Origin of the sequence: Halomonas sp. ML-15 (genome assembly GCF_014779595.1) — a bacterium.
Lineage (GTDB): Bacteria > Pseudomonadota > Gammaproteobacteria > Pseudomonadales > Halomonadaceae > Franzmannia.
Genome location: NZ_JACXZT010000019.1, coordinates 527,149 through 550,730, shown reverse-complemented (window position 1 = coordinate 550,730; position 23,582 = coordinate 527,149). Strand labels below are relative to the sequence as shown.

Here is a 23,582-nt window from a genome sequence, read left to right as displayed (position 1 = left end):
GCAGCAGTAGGAGGGGGCCTAGCGCTCCACCCAGCCCCGCTGGATCAGCGGGGCGAATAGCCATCGGTACAGCCGGCTGGCGACGTGGTAATAGATGGGCGCCACCAGCCAACTGCGGCAGGCGCCTACCAGGCCGGCGACACTGGCGGCTAGCAGCGCCGCGCCCAGCATATCCTGGGGAAAGTGGACGCCCAGGAAGACCCTTGCCCAGGCCACCGGGAGCGCCACGATCAGCAAGGCGCTGGCGATGCGTCGCGTCGTGGCGTGTAGCATCAGGCTGAAGCCCATGGTCAGCATGATGGTCAGGTGGTTACTGGGAAAGGCCGGAGTCGCGCGGTGTTCCAGCAGATATTCCCCTACCGGCACCATGAAGGGGCGCGGTGTCGGCCATATCAGGCCGATGGCGTAGCTTGCCGCAAGCGCCAGCAGGGTGGCCATGAAGGCCTCCAGCAGAGGGCGCTTGAGCCGTTCGCTGCCGCGCAACCAGCCGATTACCAGCAGCGCCGGCACCAGCCAGATCAGCTGCACGGCACATAGCCGGGCGAATAGCACGATACTGGAAGGTGCGTCTTGTGGGGCATTGAGCAGATCGAATAGAGCGAGATTCAGCGCGTTCATGGCATTCTTGTGACAGTGGGGTGACAGTGGCCGGACAACTCTACCTTGGCCTGGCGATGTGGGCCAACGCTGATTGGCGGGGTAGCTTCTATCCCCCCCACGGTAGGCAGCAGGAGTGGCTGGGCGAGTACGCCCGGGTATTCTCGGCCGTGGAGGGCAATACCACCTTTTACAGCGGTGCGCCCAAGGCCGAAACGGTGGCCAACTGGGCGCGTCAGGCGCCTGCGGAGTTTCGCTTCTGTTTCAAATTGCCGGCTGCGCTGACCCATGAGGCACGCCTGCTCGGCGTCGATGAGCAGATCGAGCTATTTCTGGAGCGCCTGATGCCACTGCATGACCGCCTCGGCCCTGTGATGGTGCAACTGCCGCGCGATTTTGGAGCGGAGGAGCTTCCCCAGCTCGATCATCTGCTGTCCCGCTGGCCGACGGAAATCCCCTGTGCCGTCGAGGTCAGGCACAGCGAATTTTTCCACAAGGGCGGCGCTGAGGTGGCACTTAACCAGTTGTTGATAAGTCACGGCGCGGATCGCGTGATGCTCGACGTACGAGCGCTGTTTTCGACCCCGGCGGGTAGCGACCCGCGGCTGCTCAAGGCGCAGGGAGAAAAGCCGAGACGCCCGCTACACGTGCTGTCCACAGGGAGCAGGCCACTGGTGCGCTTTATCGGCCATGTCGACGACGCTATTAACAGGCGTTATTTCGCGCCCTGGGTTGAGCGATTCTGCCTGTGGATAAAACAGGGGAAAAGTCCTTTTCTGTTTGTGCATACTGCGGATAACCGCTACGCGCCGCAGCTCGCCAGGCAGCTTCACGATGAGCTGGCCAACCGGCTAGGTGAAGAGGCGATAGGGCCGTTTAGCGGAGAGACGCAAGCCACGCTCTTTTGAGCGCGGGCCGACGTCGAAGGTGTGAAGGCTAGCTGACCTCACGCAGGGGAGGCCTGAAAGGGGAGTGACAAGGCGCCCAGGGGCGCCGTTGGGCCGAGTCGGCGGCTATTGAATCAGCTCATCGTCATCCAGATCGGCGATATCGCGTTCGAGACGCTTGAATTCCTTATGCAGCTCGATGCCGCGGCGGGCGCGAAGATAGCGCACGGCGGCGCTCTTCTGGCGCTGCTTGTGCTCATCGACCTCCATGCTCATGAAAATATCGAGAAGCTCTGTTTTGAGGGAGGAAACCTGTTCGACATTGCGCATGCTCGACTCTCCTGACTCAAGACTCTCTCTTGATGTGGCATCCGGCCGGTCGATCGCTGCGCAACCGGCAGGACATTATTACTATACCGCAGTTGACAAAATGATGAATCCCTGTTGGCGCTGGCATAACAGCCGGGGCTCACCTTCGTGGCGCCGCTGAGGCATACTGTTGATAAGCGGGCGGCTTGCCACGGCCGCCATGATGGATATCCATACGTTATGCACAAGTTATGCCAGCAAGGAGCCTGATGTGAGCCGCGCCCTATTCGACGAGCTGAGAAGCCGCATGGAGCACTTTCGACGCTCCGAACAGAAGGTCGCACGCTTCGTGCTGCGCAATCCCGAGGATGTTATCCACATGCGGATCGTCGACCTGGCCACCGAGGCCAAGGTCAGTGAACCTACCGTGGTGCGCTTCTGTCGCGCGCTGGGCTGTAACGGTTTCCAGGACTTCAAGCTCAAGCTGGCGCAGATGCTGGCTACCGGCAGCCAGTTCGCCCAGTTCTCGATGAACGATGACGACTCGGTGGCAGAGTTCTCCCACAGCATTTTCGACTCCACCGTGGGGACTCTGCTGTCGGTGCGCGACCGCCTCGACAACGATCTGCTCAGCCAGGCGATCAGCGCGCTGGCGATGGCCAATCGGGTCGAGTTCTATGGCTTCGGCGCCTCCGGCGCGGTGGCTTTCGACGCCCAGCACAAGTTCTTTCGCCTGCAGATATCCACATCGGCCTACGCCGACCCGCATATGCAGAACATGTCGGCGGTGACCTTGAAGGCCGGCGATGTGGTAGTGGCGATCTCGCAGACCGGGCGCACCAAGGCGCTGGTCGCCAGTGTCCAATTGGCCCGGGAGGTCGGCGCGACGGTCATCGGCCTGTGCCCGAGCGGTTCGCCGCTGGCCGCCGAGGTGTCGATTCCGCTCTACATCGACGTCCACGAAGATATCGAGATCTATACCCCGATGAGCTCGCGGATTGCTCATCTGGTGCTGATCGACGTGCTCGCGGTGGGGGTGGCCAAGACCCGCGGGCCCAAGCTCACCGAGCAGCTCAAGTCGGTCAAGCGCAGCCTCAATTCGCTGCGCTTCCCGGAACCGGAGGAGTGAGCGACGATATGCTACGCTAGGCGTCCATTTTCGACCTGCAAGTACCAGTTCTATGGATGACGTCTCGGCGATTCTCGATCACCTCAATCCCGCTCAGCGCGAGGCGGTCAGCGCACCCCAGGGCAATATGCTGGTGCTTGCCGGGGCCGGCAGCGGCAAGACCCGGGTGCTGGTGCATCGTATCGGCTGGCTGTTGCAGACCGAGAATATGTCGCCCTACGCGATTCTCGCCGTGACCTTCACCAACAAGGCGGCACGGGAGATGCGCACCCGCCTCGAGGTGCTGCTTGGCCTGTCGCTGCGTAATATGTGGGTCGGCACCTTCCACTCGATTGCTCATCGCCTGCTGCGCTCCCACTGGCAGGATGCGCGGCTGCCTCAGCATTTCCAGATCATCGACAGCGACGACCAGCTGCGCCTGGTCAAGCGCCTGCTCAAGGACTACCGCATCGACGATGAGCGCTTCCCACCGCGGCAGGTGCAGTACTTTATCTCCGGCTGCAAGGAGGAGGGGCTGCGACCGCACCAGGTGGATGCCCACGGTGATGGCTACATGGCGCAGATGGTCGAACTCTATGAACGCTACCAGCTGACCTGCGAGCGCGGCGGCCTGGTCGATTTTGGCGAGCTGCTGCTAAGGAGCCTCGAACTGCTGCGCGACAATCCGGCGCTGCTGGCCCACTACCAGGCGCGCTTCGCCCATGTGCTGGTGGATGAGTTCCAGGACACCAATACCCTGCAGTACGCCTGGTTGAAGCTGCTCACCGGCGAGTCCGCCGGCATGACCGTGGTCGGTGACGACGACCAATCGATCTATGGCTGGCGCGGTGCGCGGGTCGAGAACATTCGCCGCTTCGAGCAAGAGTTTCACGACACCCGCACGGTACGGCTGGAGCAGAACTACCGCTCCACAAGCGCCATCCTCGATGCCGCCAACGCCCTGATCAGCCACAACACCGGGCGCATGGGCAAGGAGCTGTGGACCGAGGGCAGCCGCGGCGAGCCGATCTCGGTCTATGCCGGCTTCAACGACCTCGACGAGGCGCGTTTTATCGTCGACACCATCAGCGAGCAGGTGCGCGACGGCGCGGCACGCCGCGAGATCGCGATTCTTTACCGCTCCAACGCCCAGTCGCGGGTCCTCGAGGAGACCCTGATCCGTCAGGGGGTGCCCTACCGTATCTACGGCGGCCAGCGCTTCTACGAGCGCCTCGAGATCAAGAATGCTCTGGCCTACCTGCGCCTGCTGCTCAACCGCGAGGACGACGCCTCGCTGGAGCGTGTCATCAACGTGCCGGCGCGGGGCATCGGCACCCGCACCGTGGAGATCCTCCGCGAGCATGCGCGGCTCAACAATGTCTCGCTGTGGCAGGCGCTCCACGATGCGCTCAGCGATGCACTGCTCAAGGGCCGCGCCGCCAATGCGGTGCGCGCCTTTGCCGAGCTGATCGATCAACTCGATAACGATACTGCTGGCATGGCGCTGCACGAGATCATCGCGCATGTAAATCACGCCAGCGGACTGATCGAGCATCACGCCAATGAGAAGGGCGAGAAGGGCCAGGCGCGGATCGAGAACCTCGAGGAGTTGATCAACGCCGCCCGCGCCTTTACCCAGGGTGATGCGCTGGAAAATCAGGAGGTCGGCGAGGGAGCCGCGGCGCTGGAGCCGTTCCTCTCCGAGGCGGCGCTCAACGCCGGCGACCATGAGGCCGATGAGTTCGAGGACTGCGTGCAGCTGATGACGCTGCACTCCGCCAAGGGCCTGGAGTTCCCCATCGTATTCGTCTCCGGCGTCGAGGAGGGTCTGTTTCCCCACAAGATGTCGCTGGAGGAGCCGGGACGCCTCGAGGAGGAGCGGCGGCTCTGCTATGTGGGCCTGACCCGCGCCATGCGCAAGCTCTATCTGACCTACGCCGAGCTGCGCCGCTTGCACGGCAAGGAGACCTTCCAGCGGCCGTCGCGCTTCCTGCGCGAGCTGCCCGAAGATCTTCTCGAGGAGGTGCGTCTGCGCGGCCAGATCTCGCGGCCGGTGACTGCTAGACCCGCGGTGGGCCTGTCGCGTCAGACCTCGGTGGATGGCGGCGGCGACCTGCCTAGCCTATCGCTGGGGCAGCGCGTCAGCCATCCGCTGTTCGGTGAGGGGGTGATTCTCAATGCCGAGGGCGAGGGCGAGCGTGCCCGGGTCCAGGTCAGCTTCGAAGGCGAGGGCGACAAGTGGCTGGTGCTGGGCTTTGCCAAGCTCACGCCGCTGTAGAGTAGAGAGCGAGTAAGGAACGCTGGCGGTAGGGTGTAGGGGAGGTTTGCGCCATGGATGGCGCAAGGTAGCGCCCAGGGATGGGTTTACAGCGCCTCCCCGTAAGCCTACCGCCAGATCAGTTCCGAGCGGTGCAGCTTTTGCGATGGTGCAAGAGCCCCCACTTCGACCTACAGCCAGCGTTCCTCGCTAACAGCAATGACGCTAGCCCTACGCGTTGAGTGGCGGGACTTGCCGAACGAAAGTCTGCTTAGCATACTCGCTGGCGGACGCTTTCCCGCGGGACCCAGGAAACGCTGCATAAATGTCTGCGCGAGCGAATCACTGCGGCTTCATCCCGCTCGCCGATTTATGCAGCGCTTCCCTAAGCCTGCCAGGAAATCACAATAACGTTTCTGGAGTTCGCCTTATGCAACGCCGTAACTTTCTCAAGACCCTGGGTGCCGGTGCCGCCGGCGTCGCCGCCGCACCGTTTATCTCCACCGCCAAGGCCGATGAGGTCATCAGCTGGCGCATGGTCACCTCCTGGCCGCAGAACTTCCCGGCGCTGGGCACCGGTGCCAAGGACTTCGCCGAGCGCATCGAGCGGCTCTCCGGCGGTCGCATGCGCATCGAGGTACTGGGTGCCGGCGAACTGGTGCCGGCCCTCGAAGTCTTCGATGCCGTCGCCGCGGGGACCGCCGAGATGGGCCACTCCGCCTCCTACTACTGGCGTGGCAAGGTCGCCGCGGCGCAGTTCTTCACCGCGGTGCCGTTCGGCATGAACACCACCGAGACCAACGCCTGGATCTACAACGGCGGTGGCCAGGAACTGTGGGACGAACTCTACGCCAAGCACAACCTCAAGCCCTTCGCGGTAGGCAACACCGGGACCCAGATGGCCGGCTGGTTCAAGAAGGAGATTCACTCGCTGGACGATATGCGTGGCGTGCGCATCCGCCTGCCGGGGCTTGCCGGCGAGGCCATGAACGGCATCGGTGCCACTGCGGTGAACATGCCCGGCTCGGAGATATTTACCTCGCTGCAGACCGGTGTGCTCGACGCGGCCGACTGGGTCGGGCCCTACAACGATATGGCCTTCGGCCTCTATCAGGTCGCCGACTACTACTACACCTCGGTGTGGAACGAGCCCAGCGCGGTGCTCGAAGGCACCATCAACCTCGACGCCTGGAATGCCCTGCCCGACGACCTCAAGGACGTGGTCACCGAAGCCGCGCGCAGTGCCAACCTGTCGATGATCGACGAGTTCACCTACCGCAATGCCCAGGCCCTCGAGACCCTGGTCGACGAGCACGGCGTCGAGCTGCGCACCTTCCCCGAGGATGTGATGCAGGCGCTCTATGAGTCCTCCATGGAGGTGCTGCAGCGCCAGGTTGACGACGACCCGGACTCCAAGCAGATCTACGACTCCTACCTGGCCTTCCAGAAGTTGGTAAGACCCTTCACCGACGTGGGCGAGTACTCCTATCTGAAGGGCCGCGATAACGTCGGCGCCTAGGAGTTACATCGATACTTTCCTGATCGTGATCAGATGGGTGCCTCCGGGCACCCATCGTCGTTCAGGGAAGCGCTGAACAAATTGCCGAGCGAGATGAAGCGCAAGGCGCACGGAGCACAGGAACCGGAGCATATGGGGTATATGTGAGGATTCCGCGCACCGCGCAACGCAGCGATTCGCTCGTGTAGGCATTTGTGCAGTGTTTCCTCAGGCGTCGGGGACGGCGCGAATTCGCCCGTTATCGTCCAGGGCAACCATCACGAAGCGCGCCTCGGTGACCTTGTGGAGCTCGTCGGGGTTGCGCTCCTGATGGGGGCGAATCCACACCTCGACGTCGATCTTCACCGAGCTGCGCCCCACCTCGCGGATCGCGGTATAGATATTGACCACCGAGCCGACCCGCACCGGACATAGAAAATCCATCGACTCCAGGGCCACCGTGGCCGTGCGGCCATGGGCTTCACGCCCGGCGGCGAGTTCGGCAGCCTGATCCATATGGCCGATCAGCCAGCCGGCGGGGATATCGCCGTAGAAATTGGTATCCTGCCGGGAGGCCAGCACTTTCAGCGTCAGTTGGCCCTGGGGCGCGGGTACATCGTCGAGGTCGGTCATGGAGTGCGCAGCATCTTGTTGTTGTGAAGAAAAACCCAAGCGCTGCATAAGAGCAGCGTGCAGTCATGATATACGCCAGCCGTGGGCAAGCTCCAGTCGCTGCGACAACCTATCCCAGGCAGTGCGCCGGGTAGGCCTGCTGCTGCGACGCCTGCTGCTGTGCTGTGTGCTGGTGGTCGGCTCGCCGGCGGGTGCCGACCCGCGGGCGGTGGTGGGCAGCCTCGATTCGGTGGGCTCCGAGACCCTGGCCGGGCTGATGCTGCGCTGGGGCGAACAGCTCGAGCGCGACTATCCCGGGGTGCGACTGCAGCTGCAGGCCAGCGGCTCGGCCACCGCGCCGGCGGCGCTGGCGGCGGGGACCAGCCGGCTGGGGCCGATGTCGCGGCGCATGTCGGGCGCCGAGCGCGACGCCATCGAGGCGCGTCAAGGCTACCCGCCGCTGGAGATACCGGTGGCGCTGGATGCGCTGGCGGTGTTCGTTCACCGCCATCACCGGCTCGAGGCGCTGAGCCTTGCCGAGGTCGATGCGCTGTTTTCCGACACGCGACGCTGCGGCGCCAGCGAGGCGATCACACGCTGGGAAACGCTGCCGGGCAGTGAGCGTCGCGGCAGCGTATCGCGACACGGCCGTAACTCGGTGTCGGGCACCCATGGCGTCTTCAAGCGCCAGGCGCTGTGCGGCGGCGACTTCCGCCTCGACGTCAACGAGCATACCGGATCGGCGGCAGCCGTCGCCGCGGTGGCCGCCGCGCCTGGCGCGATCGGCTACGCCGGCGCCGGCTATCTCACCGCCGGGGTGCGTGCGGTGGCGCTGGAGAGCACCGACGGCGAGGCGCTGGCGCCCACCGCGGCCAACGTGCTCAGCGGTGACTATCCGCTATCCCGGGCCCTCTACCTCTACGTCAATCTACCGCCGGGCGAGCGGCTGCCGCCACCTGAGGCAGCCTTTGTCTCGCTGGTGCTCTCCGCCGAGGGTCAGGCGCTCGCCGAGGAGAGCGGTTTTATCGCCCTACCCGAGCAGCTGCGTCGGGACGCGCGGATGCAGCTCGGGTTGGAGAACGGCTGATGTCATCTCACTGTCATCAAACTGCCTTATTGTTACCAATACCCGCTGCTGACAGGCGCTCCTGATGACCGATTCTGCCGCCGCTACTCGTCGCCTTCGCCAGCGCCTGCGCTTCCTGCGTGATCGGCTGGCCACGGCCCTGATCAGCGCCTGCGGCATCGGCGTGATCGGTGCGGTACTGGCGATCGGCGTGTTTCTGGCCGTCGAAGTGGCGCCATTGTTCTTTGCACCGGAAGTGCGCGAGCAGCGCTCTGAGGTGGGCGCCCTGCCGCCGCTGACCAGCCTGCCGGCGGATACCCTCAGCGCCGCAGGCGAGCAACAGCAGTGGCAGGCCGACGGTCGCGAGCTGGTGGTGTTCCAGCGCACGACCGAGGGACTCGAACTGGCCGGCCGCGTCGAGGCGGTGCCGCCGTCGCGTCGCATCACCGCGCTGGCGGCCCTCGAAGGCGGGCGGGCGCTGCTGATTGGCGACGATGGCGGCGGGGTGCAGCGCTGGGTGACCCTGGCCGATCACGCCGTGCCGATTCCGGCCGGTCGCTATCAGCCGCTGGGGGCCGCGCCCATTCGCCAGCTGATCGCCCTGCCCGGACGCCAGGTGCTGGCGGTCAACGAGGCCAGCCAGCTGGGGCTCTATCAGGCCGTTGGTGGCCTGCGCTGGCAGGGTCAGGCACCCAGCGGCGAGGCGCTTGGCCGGGACGACCAGGGCCAGTTGTGGTGGGGCACCCCGGAGGCGGCCAGCCGCCTCGAGATCGATGCCGAGCACGCCGCGGTGAGCTGGCGCAGCCTATGGCTGCCGCAGCACTACGAGGGCCATGCCGAGCCCCAGCAGCGCTGGCAGACCAGCGTCAGCGGTAGCCAGGATGAGCCGCACTACGGTCTGGCGCCGCTGGCCTGGGGCACCCTCAAGGCGGCCGCCTACGCGCTGCTGGTGGCGATCCCGCTGGCGCTGGGGGCGGCGGTGCATACGGCCTGCTTCATGTCAGCGGGGCTGCGCACGCGCATCAAGCCGACCCTGGAGCTGATGGAGGCGCTGCCCGGCGTGGTGCTGGGCTTTATTGCCGGCCTGGTGCTGGCGCCCTGGGTCGAGCGCCACCTGCCCGGGGTGCTGGCGCTACTGCTGATACTGCCGCTGGGCATGCTGGTCGGTGGCGGGCTCTGGTCGCGCTGTTCTCCGCGGCTGCGCCGGCGCCTGCCGCTGGGTTGGGCGGCGCTGTGGCTGATGCCGTGGCTGGCGCTGCTGGCGGCGCTGGCGCTATGGCTGTCGCCGAGCCTGGAGCACTGGTGGTTCGACGGCGATATGCGTACCTGGCTGGATCTCCAGCTGGGCCTCGACTATGCCACCCGCAACGCCATGATCGTCGGCATGGCCATGGGCCTGGCGGTGATGCCGACCATCTATGCGCTGGCTGAAGATGCTCTCTCCGGGGTGCCGAGCAGCCTCGCCGAAGGCGCGGCGGCGATGGGCGCGACGCGTTGGCAGGCGCTGTGGAAGGTGGTGCTGCCGGCGGCCAGCCCGGGGATTTTCGCTGCGCTGATGATCGGCGCCGGGCGCGCGGTGGGGGAAACCATGATCGTGCTGATGGCCACCGGCAATACCGCGGTGATGACCGCCAGCCCCTTCGACGGCCTGCGCTCGCTGTCGGCCAATATCGCCATCGAGCTACCCGAGGCGGCGCTGGGCGGCACCCACTATCGGCTGCTGTTCCTCAGTGCGCTGCTGCTGTTCGTATTCACCTTCTGCGTCAACACCCTGGCCGAAGTGGTGCGCGGCCGGCTCAAGCGCCGTTACCAGCGCCTGGGGGGCACGCCATGACGCGCCGTGGCGAAGGGCCCTGGCCGTGGCTGGCGGCGGGCAGCGTGGCGCTGGCGCTGCTGCTGCTGGTGGCGCTGTTGACCCTGCTGGCGGGGCGCGGGCTGGCGCACTTCTGGCCCGCCGAGGTGGTGCTGGTGGAACTCGATGACGGCAGCCGCTTCGCCGCCCATCCCGGCCGTGAGGAGCGCAGTGCCGAGGGCGTCGAGCGGCTCTACCACACCGGCAATCGCGAGTGGCTGGGCACGCCGTGGCGCTGGGTCGAGGCAGCACGCATCGTCGACCAGCAGCAGCCGGCGGAGCTGGTGGTAGTCGAACGGCGCCGCTGGGGCGACTTTATCGGCCGCGTGGCGGGCCTCGAGGAGGCCGGCGAGACGCTGGCCTTCGAGGGCGACGCGGCGCGCTGGGCGGCGCTTAACGACCGCCTGGAGTACCTTTCTCAACTGCGGGAGGAGCGCGAGGCGCTGCGCCAGGCCGAGATCATGCCGCGGGTGCGGCAGTTGGCGGCGACTCAGGCCCCCGACCGCCGCGCCCGGCTCGAGGCGGAGCTGGCCGCCGCCAACGCCGAGGTCCTGGCGCTGCAGGAACGCATGGCCCGCGATCGAGTGCTGCTGGAGAGCGTCGCCGGCGAGCGCCTGGCGCTGCCCCTCGAGGACGTCCTGGCGATCCAGCGGCCCAACGCCATGGGCCTGCCGGCCAAGCTCGGCGCCTGGGGCACCCGGGTGTGGCGCTTCCTCAGCGAAGGACCGAGGGCCGCCAACACCGCCGGCGGCGTATGGCCGGCGATCTTCGGCACCGTGCTGATGGTGCTGCTGATGTCCATGCTGGTGGCGCCGTTCGGCGTGCTGGCGGCGATCTACCTCAACGAGATCGCCCACCAGGGACGGCTGACACGCCTCGTGCGGATCAGCGTGCGCAACCTCGCCGGGGTGCCGTCCATCGTCTACGGCGTGTTTGGTCTCGGGGTATTCGTCTACGGCATCGGCGGCAGCCTCGACGAGTGGTTCTTCAGCGACCAGCTGCCGTCGCCCACCTTCGGCACCGGCGGGCTGCTGTGGGCGTCGCTGACCCTGGCGCTGCTGACCCTGCCGGTGGTGATCGTGGCCACTGAGGAGGGCCTGGCGCGAATTCCCGACCACCAGCGCGAGGGCGCCCTGGCGCTGGGGGCAACGCGGCTCGAGACGCTGCGCCGGGTGGTGGTGCCGATGGCGCTGCCGGCGATGCTTACCGGCATGATCCTGGCGGTGGCGCGGGCCGCGGGCGAGGTCGCGCCGCTGATGCTGGTGGGCGTCGCCAAGCTGGCGCCTCAGGTGCCGGTGGACGCTGAGTTTCCGTTCCTGCACCTTGAGCGCAAGTTCATGCACCTTGGCTATCATATCTTCGATGTGGGCTTCCACAGCGGCGATGTGGAGGCCGCGCTGCCGCTGGTCTATGCCACGGCACTGCTGCTGGTGCTGGTAATTTTGCTGCTTAACCTGACTGCAATCTTCTTGCGGCATCATCTCAAGGCGCGTCATGGCGCGCTGCCACGTTAGGAGGTCCGAGAGCCGTGCTTGCGCAACCTGCCACCCCAGCCGCCATCCCGCGGCGTGAGGCGGTGGTCGAGATCGACCCCGCCGACAGCTGCCTGGATATTCAGGGGCTGAGCCTGGCCTATGCCGGGTCGCCGGCACTCAGCGATCTCACGCTGCGGGTGCCGCGCCACCGGGTCACGGCCTTTATCGGCCCCTCGGGCTGCGGCAAGTCGACGCTGCTGCGAGCGTTGAACCGGCTGCACGATCTCAACGAGAGCGTCAGCCGGCGCGGCGAGATACGCCTCGAGGGCCAGGAGATTCACGCCCCCGAGGTAGCGGTGGCCGAGCTGCGCAGGCGGGTGGGAATGGTGTTCCAGACACCCAACCCCTTCCCGATGTCGATCTACGAGAACGTCGCCTTCGGCCTGCGCCTGCAGGGCAACCTGCGCAAACGTCAGCGCGACGAGGTGGTGGAGTGGGCGCTGCGCTCGGCGGCGCTGTGGGACGAGGTCAAGGCGCGCCTGGGCGACTCGGCCTGGTCGCTGTCCGGCGGCCAGCAGCAGCGCCTGGTGATTGCCCGTACCCTGGCGGTCAAGCCCGAGGTGCTGCTGCTCGATGAGCCGGCCTCGGCGCTGGATCCGATCTCGACGCTGAAGATCGAGGAGCTGATCCGCAGCCTCAAATCGCAGCTGACGCTGGTGCTGGTGACCCACAACATGCAGCAGGCGGCGCGGGTCTCCGACTACACGGCGTTCTTGCATGACGGCGAGCTGGTGGAGTACGCGCCCACCGATGCGCTGTTCACCAATCCGCGCCTGACGCGCACCGAAAACTACATCACCGGCCGCATGGCCTGAGCCAGAGGCTCCAGCGGAGCCATCGCTCATCAGGAGAGTCAGCATGGATATCACCAGCGAAACGCATAGTCAGCATATCTCCAAGCAGTTCAATCAGGAGCTCGAAGAGCTCAAGACCCACCTGATGGCCATGGGCGGACTGGTCGAGAAGCAGGTCCAAGAGGCGGTGACGGCGCTGCTCGACGGCGACAGCCGGCTGGCCGAGCGGGTCCGCGACAACGACGCCGCGGTCAACGACATGCAGATCAAGATCGATGACGAGTGCACCCGGGTACTGGCGCGGCGCCAGCCGGCGGCCTCCGATCTGCGCCTGGTGCTGGCGGTGATCCGCGCCACCTCGGATCTCGAGCGCATCGGCGACGAGGCCAGCAAGATCGCCCGCAACGCCATGGCTCTGGCCGAGGCGGGCAACGGCAGCAAGGGCTTTATCGAGGTGCGCCATATCAGCGAGCACGTGCGCAAGATGGTGCGCGATGCGCTGACCGCCTTCGCCCGCTTCGATATCGACCTGGCCCTCGAGGTGGTGCATGAGGACGAGGCGGTGGACAGCGAGTACACCACCGCCATGCGCTCGCTGATGACCTTCATGATGGAGGATCCGCGCTCGATCACCTCGGTGCTCAGCGTGATGTGGATCCTGCGCGCCCTGGAGCGCATCGGCGATCACGCCAACAACCTCGCCGAGTACGTGGTCTATCTGGTCAAGGGGCTCGATATTCGCCATACCGATCCCGATGAGCTCGACGACGAGGCGATCAAGCGGCGCGGCTGATGGCACCGCTCTCGGCCCTCGATGCGCTGATCCGCGGTACCCGGCTGGTCTACACGCCGGGGCTGCGGCGCTACGTGTTCGTGCCGCTGACGGTCAATCTGCTGGTCTATGCCGCCATGCTGCACTATGTGCTCAGCCACTTCGGCGGCTGGCTGGCGGGCTGGATGGCGATGGTGCCGGGCTGGCTGAGCTGGCTGGAGTGGTTGATCTGGCCGCTGTTCGTGGTGACCCTGGTGCTGATGGTGTTCTTCACCTTTACCCTGATCACCCACCTGCTCGCCGCGCCCTTCTACGGCTTTCTCGCCGCCAAGGTGGAAGTCGTCGCCTGTCGTCGCCAGCCCCTCGATGATCGCGGCCTGGCGCGCACCGCGCTGGATGCGCTGGGCCGCGAACTGGTCAAGCTGGGCTATATCCTGCCGCGGCTGGCGGCGCTGCTGGTACTCAGCTGGATCCCCGCCCTCAACGTGGTGGCACCGCTGCTGTGGGCGGCGTTCTCGGCCTGGGTAATGGCGATTACCTACCTCGACTACCCCATGGACAACAACAAGGTCAGCTTTGCCGATATGCAGCGTCGGCTCAGGGCGCGCCCCTGGCCGACGCTAAGCTACGGCGGCCTGGTGACCCTGATTACCTGGCTGCCGCTGGCTAACCTTTTACTGCTGCCGGGGGCGGTGGCCGGCGCGGTACTGATGTGGGACCAGCACTACCGCGGCCAGCCCGACTGAGTCAGATCCGCCCCTCCTCCACGGCGTGGCAGGCCACCTCGCTGGCGTCGCTGTGGGCGATCAGCTTGGGCGTCTCCCGCGCGCAGCGCGCATCGGCGTTGGGGCAGCGCGGGTGGAAGGCGCAGCCGGAGGGGGGATGCACCGGGTTGGGCACCTCGCCCTCGATCACGCTGCGCTGCTTGCCCATGCCGGTCAGCGTCGGCACCGCCTCTAGCAGCATCTGCGAGTAGGGGTGGCGCGGCGTGGCGAACAGCTGCTCGGCGGGGGCGATCTCGGCGATATGGCCGAGGTACATCACCGCGATGCGGTCGGCCATGTGCTTGACCACCGCCATGTCGTGGCTGATGAACAGGTAGGTCAGCCCGTACTCGCGCTGCAGGTCGCGCATCAGGTTGAGGATCTGCGCCTGCACCGAGACGTCCAGCGCCGAGGTCGGCTCGTCGCAGACCATGAACTCCGGCTCGTTGGCCAGCGCCCGGGCAATCGAGATGCGCTGGCGCTGACCGCCGGAGAACTCGTGGGGGTAGCGGTGGATATCCATCGCCGAGAGGCCGACCTGCTCGAGCAGCTCGCCGACCCGGATACGGCGCTGGCTGGCGCTCATCTCGGGACGAAACACCCGCAGCGGCTCGCCGATAATGGTGCCCACCCGCCACAGCGGATTGAGGCTGGCGTAGGGGTCCTGGAAGATCATCTGGAAACGCTTGCGCACCGCCGCGGCCTGCTTGCCGCTGCGGTTGACCAGATCGCTGATATCCTCGCCGTCGAACAGCAGCCGGCCGCGGGTCAGGCCGTAGAGGCCGACGATCAGCCGCGCCACGGTGGACTTGCCGCAGCCGGATTCGCCCACCAGGGCCAGGGTCTCGCCGCGGCGGATGGCGAAGCTGACGCCGTCCACCGCCTTCAGAGTGAGCTTGTCGCTGCGCTCCAGCACGCGATTCAGCCACGGCTTGGAGACATCGAAGTGGCGTGCCAGGTCGTGGGCCTCGAGCAGCACGTCGCCGCCCTCGGTGGCGTTAAGGGCTTCAGTGGCCATCGGCGGCGACCTCCTCGCTAACGGGAATGACGGGATCAGTGGGGTCGTGGAGCCAGCAGGCGGCGCGGCTGGTGCCGGCGGGCAGCAGCTCGGGGCGCTCGCTGCGGCAGCGCTCGACGGCGTGGGGGCAGCGCGGGTTGAAGGCGCAGCCAGCAGGGATTGCCGCCAGCCGCGGCATCGACCCCTCGATCTGGTAGAGGCGTTCCCGGGAGGTCTCGATGCCCGGAATCGACGCCATCAGGCCGCGGGTGTAGGGGTGCTGGGGATCGCGGATCACCGCCTCCACCGGGCCGATCTCGATCAGCCGGCCGGCGTACATCACCGCCACCCGGTCGGCGGTCTCGGCAATCACGCCCATGTCGTGGGTGACCAGCATCACCGCGGTGCCGCGCTCGGCGCACAGTCGCTTGAGTAGCGCCAGGATCTGCGCCTGTACCGACACGTCCAGCGCGGTGGTGGGCTCGTCGGCGATCACCAGCTCGGGTTCGGCGGCCAGCGCCAGGGCGATCACCACCCGCTGGCGCATGCCGCCGGAGAACTGGTGGGGATAGGCGTCGAGGCGATTCTCCGGCGCCGGGATGCCCACCTCACGCAGCAGTTCCAGGGCCCGCTCACGGGCCTGCTTGTGGTTCAGCGGCAGGTGGGTGCGAATCGTCTCGATCAGCTGCTCGCCTACCGAGAACAGCGGGTTGAGGCTGGTCAGCGGGTCCTGGAAGATCATACCGATATGGCGGCCACGCAGCGGCACGAAGGCGTCTTCGTCGAGGTTGTCGATACGCTTTGCGCCGAGGTGGACCTCGCCGCCGGCGATATGGCCCGGCGGCTCGAGCAGCTGGATCACCGCGTTGCCGGTCATCGACTTGCCGGCGCCGGATTCGCCGACCACGCCGAGAACCTCGCCCGGGGCGATATCGAAGCTGACGCTGTCGAGCGCCACCAGGGTGCCGTGGCGAGTGGGGAACTCGACCCGCAGCTCGCGCACGCTGAGCACCGGCACAGCGGCTGTATCGCCGCCGCGGGGGCTATCGAAGCTTGGGGTTGAGGACATCACGCAGCCAGTCTCCCAGTAGATTGACGGAAAGCGCCAGCATCAGCAGCGCCAGGCCCGGGAACAGTAGGATCCACCATTCCCCGGAGAACATGTAGTCCTGGCCGACCCGGATCAGGGTGCCCAGGCTCGGCTGGGTGGCCGGCATGCCGACCCCCAGGAACGACAGCGTGGCTTCGGCGATGATCGCCAGGGCCAGACCGATGGTGCCGATCACCAGCACCGGGCGCATCACGTTGGGCAGAATATGCTGGAACAGGATATTGCGCGCCGGCAGGCCGATCACCCGCGCCGCCTGGACATACTCCTTGCCCTTCTCGACCAGGGTGGCGCCGCGCACCGCGCGGGCGTACTGCACCCAGTCGGAGAGGCCGATGGCCACGATCAGCACGATGATCGCCACCTCGGCGTGCATCGAGCGTGGCAGAAAGCCACGCACCACGCCGAAGATCAGCAGTGCCATGAGGATCGACGGGAAGGTCAGCTGGACGTCGGCGATACGCATGATCAGGGCATCCCGCCAGCCGCCGCGAAACCCTGCCAGCAGACCCAGGGAGGTGCCCAGCACCAGCGCGAACAGCACCGCGGCGAACCCCACCAGCAGCGAGATGCGCGAGCCGTAGAGGATCGCCGAGAAGACGTCGCGGCCCTGGCTATCGCTGCCCAGCAAGTAGAAGTTGCCGGTAAAGTCCGAGGTGGTCAGTGGTGGCGTGAAGGCGTCAATCAGGTCGAGCTGGCGCGGATCGAAGGGGTTCTGGGGGGCGATCCAGGGCGCCAGCAGCGCCGCGGCGAACATCACCAGGGTCACCAGGGTAGCCAGTATCACCACCGGCTGGCGCTTCCACGAGTAGACGATGTCGCTGTCGAGGAAAGCGCGCAGCTTGCTAGGCTTGGGTAGCGGCGTCACGACGCGTTGCGAGTCGCTCATTTGGCACCTCCCTGGACCCGCAGGCGCGGATCCACCGCGTAGTAGAGCAGATCGACGATCAGGTTGATGACCACGAACACCAGCGCAATCATCATCAGGTAGGCGGCCATCACCGGAATATCCACGAAGCGCACCGCGGTGATGAACAGCGCCCCGACCCCGGGCCACTGGAACACCGTCTCGGTGATGATGGCGAAGGCGATGATGGTGCCCAGCTGCAGGCCAATGATGGTGATCACCGGAATCAGGGTGTTCTTCAGCGCGTGGCGCAGGTTAACCACGCGCTTCGATAGCCCCCTGGCGCGGGCGAACTTGATGTAGTCGGCGCGCAGCACCTCGAGCATCTCGGCGCGCACCAGGCGCATGATCAGCGTCAGCTGGAACAGCCCCAGGGTGATCGCCGGCAGGATCAGCGAGCGTAGCCCGCTGGTGGTAAGCAGGCCGGTGGTCCACCAGTCGCCGACAGGCACCGTCTGGCCGCGGCCGAAGGCGGGCAGCCAGCCGAGCTCCACGGCGAACAGATAGATCAGCAGCACGCCGATCAGGAAGGTCGGCAGCGACACGCCGATCAGCGAGGCGGTCATGATGAAGTTGGACAGCCAGCTGCCGCGGTTGAGGGCGGTATAGATGCCCAGCACGATGCCCATCACCACCGCGAAGATGGCCGAGATGATGGCCAGCTCCAGGGTTGCGGGCAGGCGTTCGACGATCATGTCGGTGACCGGCCGCGCCGAGCGGTAGGAGATGCCGAACTCGAACTGGGCGGCATTGGCGATAAACTGGAAGAATTGGATCGGCAGCGGTTGGTCGAGCCCGAGGCGTGCGCGCAGCGCGGCGCGATCGGCTTCGGTGGCCTCCTGGCCGACCATGTTGAGGACCGGGTCGCCGACGTAGTGGAACAGCGAAAACGCAATGAGCGCGACCACTACCATCACGAAGATGGCCTGCAGTACGCGCTGGATCAGGAATGCCAGCATGGGATCTCCACGAAGCAGCCCTCCGCGGGTAGGTAACCCGCGGAGAGCCGGTCAGGTCACGGTTCAGGGAAACACTGCACAAATGCCTACGCGAGCGAATCGCTGTGTTGCGCGGTGCGCGGAATCCTCACCTATACCCCATAGGCTCCGGTTCCTGTGCTCCGTGCGCCTTGCGCTTCATCTCGCTCGTCGATTTGTTCAGCGCTTCCTTAGTTATTGAATTTCAGATACTTGAAGTGCGGATCGTTTTCACTTTGGACCTGGAAGTCGATATCGTCACGCATCGACCAGGTCAGCATCTGGTGGTGGATCGGGATATAGACGATCTCGTCATGGACGATCTGCCACGCTTCGCTGATCATCTCGTTGCGCGCCTCCTCGTCGACCTCCTGGCCCATGGCCACGGTCAGCTCGTCGACCCGCTCATCCGAGTAGCCGGTGAAGTTCCAGCTGCCGCGATCCTCCTCCTTGGTGTGGTAGAGGTAGTTGAAGATGTACTCCGAGTCCATGGTCGGTACGCCCCAGCCGAGCAGATAGAAGTCGTACTCTTCACGCGCCATCTCGGCGAAGTGCAGCGAGCGGGTCTGGGCCACCAGGTCGACGGTGATACCGATTCGCGCCAGCATGCTGACCACTGCTTGGCAAATCTGCTCATCGTTGACGTAGCGGTCATTGGAGCAGTTGAGCGTCACGCGGAAACCGTCCCCATACCCCGCTTCCTCCATCAGGGCCTGAGCGCGTTCGGTATCGGCGGGGAGCACCTCGTCCATCTCCTCGCTGTAGCCGGTGACGAACGGCGGCGCAATCATGCCGGCCGGCTCAGAATTACCACGCATCACCGCACTCTGAATGGTGGTGGCGTCCACCGCCAGGTTGATCGCCTCGCGCACGCGGCGGTCGGCGAAGGGGTTGCTGTCGACGTCGGCGCTGTCGAGCACCTCGAGATCCATGCGCATGCCGAGGAAGATGGTGCGGTTCTCGGCGCCCTGCTCGTTCTTGATGCCGTCGGCCTGGGAGAGGCGTTCGATATCCTGTACCGGGGTCTCCTGAAGGAAGTCGACCTCGCCGGAGAGCAGCGCGGCGACGCGGGTCGAGGCGGACTCGATGGGGGTGAAGATCAGCTCGGAGATCTCCATCGGGTAGTGGTCGATGCCCCAGAAATCATCGTTGCGCTCGAACACCGTGCGTACGTCCGGCTCGCGGCTCACGACGCGGAACGGGCCGGTGCCGTTGGCGTTGCGCACGGCGTAGGTCTCTTCGCCGGCGGCGTAGTCCTGGGGCTCCTCGACGCCGTGCTCCTCGGCCCAGGCGCGGCTCATGATGAACAGGTTGGTGAGGTTGTTGGGCAGCAGCGGGTTGGGGCCGTCGGTGACCACTTCCACGGTGAAGTCGTCGGCGGCACGCACCTCGACGATCGAGGTCAGCAGGCCGCGCATATCGGCGTTTTCGTGGCGCGCACGGTTGAGCGAGAAGACCACGTCATCGGCGGTCAGCGCCTGGCCTTCGTGGAAGGTGACCCCCTCGCGGATCTCGAACACCCATACGCTGGGATCATCCTCGTGGACGTACCAGTCGGTGGCCAGGCCCGGCTGGTACTCCACGTCCATATCCTGATAGAGCAGGGTGTCGAAGATCTGGTGGTTGACCGAGTGGGTCGGCCCCTCGTTCTGGGAGTGGGGGTCCATGGTCAAACTGTCGGCGGAGCGGGTCCAGCGCAGCGTCTCGGCATGAGCGGTGGAGGCCAGCATGGCGCCGATCACGGCGGTGGCCAGTAAGGTCTTGTTGAACGTCATGTTGTTTTGTCCTCGGTTCATTCAAGCGTTTGATGGGCGACTGCCCGTGTGAGATTTCTCTCACAAGGTAGCTGAGAATGCCAGGGGAGCTTGGTGCCGACTTTCAGCGCTGTTTCGACTGTTGCGTTTGAAACCGTCTGCTTGGCTAGCGCTCAGGCCTGGGGTGGCGCCGCCACGGCACTGGGTTGAGCAAGGCGCGAAGTGGGAAAGACGCAGCGAAATAGTGCGCCGCGGCCAGGGTGGGAGACGATCTCGAGCCGGGCGTCGTGGCGTAGCAGCACGTGCTTGACGATCGCCAGGCCCAGGCCAGTGCCGCCGGTGGCGGTGCTGCGGCCCTTGTCGACGCGATAGAAACGCTCGGTGAGGCGCGGGATATGCACCGGGTCGATGCCCTCGCCGTTGTCCTCCACCTCGAGACAGGCGGCGTCATGGTAGCTGCGCCAGCGCAGCGTGATGTGGCAGCCGTCACCGGCGTAACGCACGGCGTTGAAGGCGAGGTTGGAGATGGCGCTGCGCAGCTCCTGCTCGCTGCCCACCAGGCGGCGCGGGTCGTCGCACTCGACGCGCAGCTGGTGGCGTCCGGCGGAGAGCGATTCGGCGTCGCGACGAATCGTCTCGAGCAGGCTGTCGACCGCCAGCGGCACTTCGTCGTCACCGCGGCGGTCGATCTCCAGCCGCGACAGCAGCAGCAGGTCGTTGACCAGGCTCTGCATGCGCGAGGTCTGGGCCTGCATCTGGCCGAGGCCGCGGCCGAGGCGTGGCGGCAACTGATCGGCGACGTCGGCATAGGTCTCGAGGTAGCCGGCCAGCACCGTCAGCGGGGTACGCAGCTCGTGGGAGACATTGGCCACGAAGTCGCGGCGCATCTGCTCGAGGCGATGCAGGCGGGTGATGTCACGGGCCATCAGCAGCCGCTCGTCGTCGCCGTAGAGGGTGATCTGGAACTGCAGCATCTGGCGCTCGTCGATGGGCGAGGGCAGGGTCAGTGGCTCACGGTAGTGGCGGGCGTTGAAGTAGTCGATAAAGCGCGGGTCGCGCAGCAGGTTGGTGATGTGCTGGCCGCGGTCGTGGGCCGTCTGCAGCCCCAGCATGCGGCCGGCGGCGCTGTTCCACCACTCCAGGTCGCCGCGCCGGTCGAGCATCACCACGCTGTCGCTCATCGCTTCCGACGAATCCTGAATGCGCTGAAGGGTGTCGCGCAGGCGCTGCTGGGTAATGCGCTGGGTCTTCTGGTACTTGTAGAGGCGGTCGAACAGCTCGCCCCACAGGCCGCGGGCGGTAGGCGGTTCGGCCTGGGAGTGGCGGGTCAGCCAGCGGTGCAGCACATACAGCTGACGCAGCTGCATCAGCAACACGATGGCCAGGCCGGCGGCGAGGCCGAGTGCCACCGCATCGAGCAGCCAGCCGGCCAGTGAGGCGGCAGCGACGATCAGCGCCAGGCGCCACAGCTCGCGGCTCCAGAGGCGCACGTCAGACCTTGGCGGAGAACCGATAACCGGTACCGCGCACGGTCTGGATCAGATGTTGATGAGGTTCGCCCAGCGCCTTGCGCAGGCGGCGGATATGCACGTCCACGGTTCGCTCCTCGACATAGACATTGCCACCCCACACCTGGTCGAGCAGCTGACTACGAGTATAGGCGCGTTCCTGGTGGGTCATGAAGAACTGCAGCAGGCGATATTCGGTGGGGCCGATCTCCACCGCACTGCCGTGGGCGCTGACGCGGTGGCTGGCGGGGTCGAGTATCAGTCCTTCGACCTCTACTGCATCCTCGACGCCCTTGGGCGTGGTACGCCGCAGCACGGCCTTGAGGCGTGCCACCAGCTCCCGCGGTGAAAAGGGTTTTGTGATGTAGTCGTCGGCGCCGGCCTCGAGCCCCTGGATCTTGTTGTCCTCCTCGCTCTTGGCGGTGAGCAGGATGATCGGCAGCTCGCTGGTGGTCTCGTCGCGCTTGAGGCGCCGGGCCAGCTCTATGCCGCTGGTGCCGGGCATCATCCAGTCGAGCAGCAGTAGATCGGGCTGGCGGTCGACGATGATGGCGTGGGCATCCTGGGCATTGTCGGCCTCGAGCACCTGGTAGTCGGCCATCTCGAGGGCCACGGCGATCATCTCGCGGATGGGGGCTTCGTCATCGACGATCAGAACGGTCTTGGCGGACATCCGGTAGCCTCATGGGGTCATGACAGTATGGCGATTACAACGCGCAAAGATGACATTCTCATGACAACCCTACCCCTCAGGCCAAAGCGTTAGCGCCAGCCCGGCGAATAGCACCAGCCCCGCCCAGTGGTTGTTGAGGAAGGCCTGGAAGCAGCGCTCCCGGGAGCGGTCGTGGATCAAGCCCTGCTGATAGACGAAGATTGCCGCCATGGCGGCCAGCCCCAGCCAGTAGAAGCCGCCCAGCGCCAGGCGCAGCCCGATCCAGCCGAGCAGGCCCAGGGTCACCAGCTGCAGTAGGGCGATGATCAGCTTGTCGGCGCGGCCGAACAGCACCGCGGTGGACTTGATGCCGACCTTGAGATCGTCGTCGCGGTCGACCATGGCGTACTGGGTGTCGTAGGCCACCGTCCAGGCCAGGTTGGCGGCGAACAGCAGCCACGCCTCCGTGGGCACATGGCCGAGCACGGCGCCGAAGGCCATGGGAATCGCCCAGGAGAACGCCGCGCCCAGGAATACCTGGGGGAAGTGGGTATAGCGCTTCATGAAGGGGTAGATAAAGGCCAGTATCACCCCGCCGATCGATAGCAGAATGGTGAACAGATTGGTAAACAGCACCAGCAGGAAGGCTACCGCGACCAGGCCGGCAAACAGTCCCTTGGCCTCCTGCTCGCTGATGCGCCCGGTGGCCAGCGGGCGGTCCTGGGTACGCTTGACGTGGCCGTCGACGTGGCGGTCGGCGTAGTCGTTGATCACGCAGCCGGCGGCGCGCATGGCGTAGACCCCGGCGACGAAGATCAGCAGGATATCGCGGCTCGGCAGGCCGTCGGCGGCCAGCCACAGCGCCCACAGCGTGGGCCACATCAGTAGCCAGGTACCGATCGGCCGGTCGAGGCGCATCAGGCGCAAGAAGTCGGGCAGGCGTTTCAGGCCGCGAGGGCGAGGGGGTTGGTCCATCAGTCATCTCCAGCAGCGACGCGCCTTATCCTAGCGCGGCGGCAGCGCCAATTCATCCGCCATGGTATCGAGAAAGAACTCCTGCACCAGCACCGCGAAGTCGCCGTGGCGAAACACCGAACGGCGCCCCCAGGGCCCGTGGCAGGGCAGATCGCCAGTGGTGAAGGGCGCCGCATCGGCGCTGACATCGATGGGGCTGCGCTTTAGGCCGGGCTGGCGAAACAGCCAGCTGCCCAGCGAGCGCTCGCCGAGCCGCTCGAGACGCTGGCCGCGCAGCTGAGCCAGCGGCGCCACCGAACGCGCCACCACCCAGGGCCGCTCATCGACGCAGAGGGCCACCTGGCGCAGCCAGGCGACCTGGCGCTGCGGCAGCCCCAGCGCCAGGGCTTCATCCAGGCGCGGTTGGCCGAGGCGCTGGTCGAGCAGCTTGACGCGAAAGGCGCGCCCATCGGCGGCGGCGACCAGGCGTGCGGTTAGCGAGTCGCAGGACGCGACCCACTGCCACCAGGCGGCGCTCATGGCCGGGCGATGGGCCGCGGCGGGCCGCCAACGGCAGTCTGGAAAGTGGGCGATCGCGCGATCGGGCACCAGTGGGCTCCGGGTCAAAAACGGGGCCGTAGTGTACCATGGACGTCCAATGATCCCGGTTGTCA

At 66.1% G+C, this 23,582-nt stretch carries 22 protein-coding genes; 10 read left to right on the top strand and 12 right to left on the bottom strand.

Annotated elements, in window-relative coordinates; translation table 11 throughout:
* Window positions 1-18: 18 nt before the first annotated feature.
* A complete protein-coding gene (locus IEI94_RS14175; protein WP_191167941.1) occupies window positions 19-618 on the bottom strand; it encodes an undecaprenyl-diphosphatase in 600 nt (199 codons plus the stop codon).
* A 56-nt stretch (window positions 619-674) separates the two neighbouring features.
* Between IEI94_RS14175 and IEI94_RS14170 the strand changes: the two genes are divergently transcribed.
* Window positions 675-1,505, top strand: coding sequence for a DUF72 domain-containing protein (locus tag IEI94_RS14170; RefSeq protein ID WP_224750262.1), 831 nt, complete (start codon window positions 675-677; stop codon window positions 1,503-1,505).
* A 105-nt stretch (window positions 1,506-1,610) separates the two neighbouring features.
* Here the strand turns inward: IEI94_RS14170 and IEI94_RS14165 are convergent, their stop codons facing one another.
* Window positions 1,611-1,814, bottom strand: coding sequence for a PA3496 family putative envelope integrity protein (locus IEI94_RS14165; protein WP_191167939.1), 204 nt, complete (start codon window positions 1,812-1,814; stop codon window positions 1,611-1,613).
* A gap of 250 nt (window positions 1,815-2,064) precedes the next feature.
* Between IEI94_RS14165 and hexR the strand changes: the two genes are divergently transcribed.
* The 3 genes from hexR to IEI94_RS14150 all read left to right on the top strand — a co-directional run bounded on the left by hexR (window position 2,065) and on the right by IEI94_RS14150 (window position 6,677).
* A complete protein-coding gene (gene hexR / locus IEI94_RS14160; RefSeq protein WP_191167938.1) occupies window positions 2,065-2,922 on the top strand; it encodes a transcriptional regulator HexR in 858 nt (285 codons plus the stop codon).
* Window positions 2,923-2,974: 52 nt separating this feature from the next.
* Window positions 2,975-5,179, top strand: a complete 2,205-nt coding sequence (uvrD, locus tag IEI94_RS14155; protein ID WP_191167937.1) for a DNA helicase II — start codon at window positions 2,975-2,977, stop codon at window positions 5,177-5,179.
* 409 nt (window positions 5,180-5,588) lie between these two features.
* Window positions 5,589-6,677, top strand: a complete 1,089-nt coding sequence (locus tag IEI94_RS14150) for a TRAP transporter substrate-binding protein (RefSeq protein ID WP_191167936.1) — start codon at window positions 5,589-5,591, stop codon at window positions 6,675-6,677.
* Window positions 6,678-6,884: 207 nt separating this feature from the next.
* Here IEI94_RS14150 and IEI94_RS14145 read toward each other — a convergent pair whose 3' ends face one another.
* Window positions 6,885-7,289 carry an acyl-CoA thioesterase gene (locus tag IEI94_RS14145; protein ID WP_191167935.1) on the bottom strand — a complete coding sequence of 135 codons (405 nt, stop codon included), beginning with the start codon at window positions 7,287-7,289 and terminating at the stop codon, window positions 6,885-6,887.
* 121 nt (window positions 7,290-7,410) lie between these two features.
* Between IEI94_RS14145 and IEI94_RS14140 the strand changes: the two genes are divergently transcribed.
* The 6 genes from IEI94_RS14140 to cysZ all read left to right on the top strand — a co-directional run bounded on the left by IEI94_RS14140 (window position 7,411) and on the right by cysZ (window position 14,033).
* Window positions 7,411-8,355, top strand: a complete 945-nt coding sequence (locus IEI94_RS14140; RefSeq protein ID WP_318153402.1) for a PstS family phosphate ABC transporter substrate-binding protein — start codon at window positions 7,411-7,413, stop codon at window positions 8,353-8,355.
* Window positions 8,356-8,419: 64 nt separating this feature from the next.
* Window positions 8,420-10,168, top strand: a complete 1,749-nt coding sequence (locus tag IEI94_RS22880) for an ABC transporter permease subunit (protein WP_191167933.1) — start codon at window positions 8,420-8,422, stop codon at window positions 10,166-10,168.
* Complete coding sequence (gene pstA, locus IEI94_RS14130) at window positions 10,165-11,700, top strand: phosphate ABC transporter permease PstA (protein ID WP_191167932.1); 1,536 nt, start codon at window positions 10,165-10,167, stop codon at window positions 11,698-11,700. Before IEI94_RS22880 ends, pstA begins: the two co-directional genes overlap by 4 nt.
* Window positions 11,701-11,762: 62 nt before the next feature.
* Window positions 11,763-12,536, top strand: a complete 774-nt coding sequence (gene pstB, locus IEI94_RS14125; protein ID WP_191169602.1) for a phosphate ABC transporter ATP-binding protein PstB — start codon at window positions 11,763-11,765, stop codon at window positions 12,534-12,536.
* 43 nt (window positions 12,537-12,579) lie between these two features.
* A complete protein-coding gene (gene phoU, locus IEI94_RS14120; RefSeq protein WP_191167931.1) occupies window positions 12,580-13,308 on the top strand; it encodes a phosphate signaling complex protein PhoU in 729 nt (242 codons plus the stop codon).
* On the top strand, window positions 13,308-14,033 hold the full coding sequence (cysZ, locus tag IEI94_RS14115) for a sulfate transporter CysZ (protein ID WP_191167930.1): 726 nt from the start codon (window positions 13,308-13,310) through the stop codon (window positions 14,031-14,033). The genes phoU and cysZ overlap by 1 nt, the downstream gene beginning before the upstream one ends.
* Before the next feature lies 1 nt (window position 14,034).
* On the opposite strand, the gene IEI94_RS14110 is transcribed toward cysZ, so the two are convergent.
* From IEI94_RS14110 to IEI94_RS14070, 9 genes are all read right to left on the bottom strand, one after another.
* Entirely contained in the window at window positions 14,035-15,069 is a 1,035-nt protein-coding gene (locus IEI94_RS14110; protein WP_191167929.1) for an ABC transporter ATP-binding protein, read from the bottom strand.
* On the bottom strand, window positions 15,059-16,117 hold the full coding sequence (locus IEI94_RS14105; RefSeq protein WP_191167928.1) for an ABC transporter ATP-binding protein: 1,059 nt from the start codon (window positions 16,115-16,117) through the stop codon (window positions 15,059-15,061). Before IEI94_RS14105 ends, IEI94_RS14110 begins: the two co-directional genes overlap by 11 nt.
* Window positions 16,092-17,045 (bottom strand): ABC transporter permease, encoded by a 954-nt coding sequence (locus tag IEI94_RS14100; protein ID WP_191167927.1) that lies wholly within the window; start codon window positions 17,043-17,045, stop codon window positions 16,092-16,094. Before IEI94_RS14100 ends, IEI94_RS14105 begins: the two co-directional genes overlap by 26 nt.
* Window positions 17,042-18,022 carry an ABC transporter permease gene (locus tag IEI94_RS14095; protein WP_191167926.1) on the bottom strand — a complete coding sequence of 327 codons (981 nt, stop codon included), beginning with the start codon at window positions 18,020-18,022 and terminating at the stop codon, window positions 17,042-17,044. Before IEI94_RS14095 ends, IEI94_RS14100 begins: the two co-directional genes overlap by 4 nt.
* A 209-nt stretch (window positions 18,023-18,231) precedes the next feature.
* Window positions 18,232-19,815: an ABC transporter substrate-binding protein gene (locus IEI94_RS14090; RefSeq protein ID WP_191167925.1), complete on the bottom strand. Its 1,584-nt coding sequence runs from the start codon at window positions 19,813-19,815 to the stop codon at window positions 18,232-18,234.
* 152 nt (window positions 19,816-19,967) lie between these two features.
* Window positions 19,968-21,284 carry a phosphate regulon sensor histidine kinase PhoR gene (phoR, locus tag IEI94_RS14085; RefSeq protein WP_191167924.1) on the bottom strand — a complete coding sequence of 439 codons (1,317 nt, stop codon included), beginning with the start codon at window positions 21,282-21,284 and terminating at the stop codon, window positions 19,968-19,970.
* Window position 21,285: 1 nt separating this feature from the next.
* Entirely contained in the window at window positions 21,286-21,975 is a 690-nt protein-coding gene (gene phoB / locus IEI94_RS14080) for a phosphate regulon transcriptional regulator PhoB (protein WP_191167923.1), read from the bottom strand.
* Between the two features lie 69 nt (window positions 21,976-22,044).
* Window positions 22,045-22,929, bottom strand: coding sequence for a 4-hydroxybenzoate octaprenyltransferase (ubiA, locus tag IEI94_RS14075; protein WP_191167922.1), 885 nt, complete (start codon window positions 22,927-22,929; stop codon window positions 22,045-22,047).
* Between the two features lie 30 nt (window positions 22,930-22,959).
* Window positions 22,960-23,520, bottom strand: a complete 561-nt coding sequence (locus IEI94_RS14070) for a chorismate--pyruvate lyase family protein (protein WP_412030921.1) — start codon at window positions 23,518-23,520, stop codon at window positions 22,960-22,962.
* Window positions 23,521-23,582: the final 62 nt, after the last annotated feature.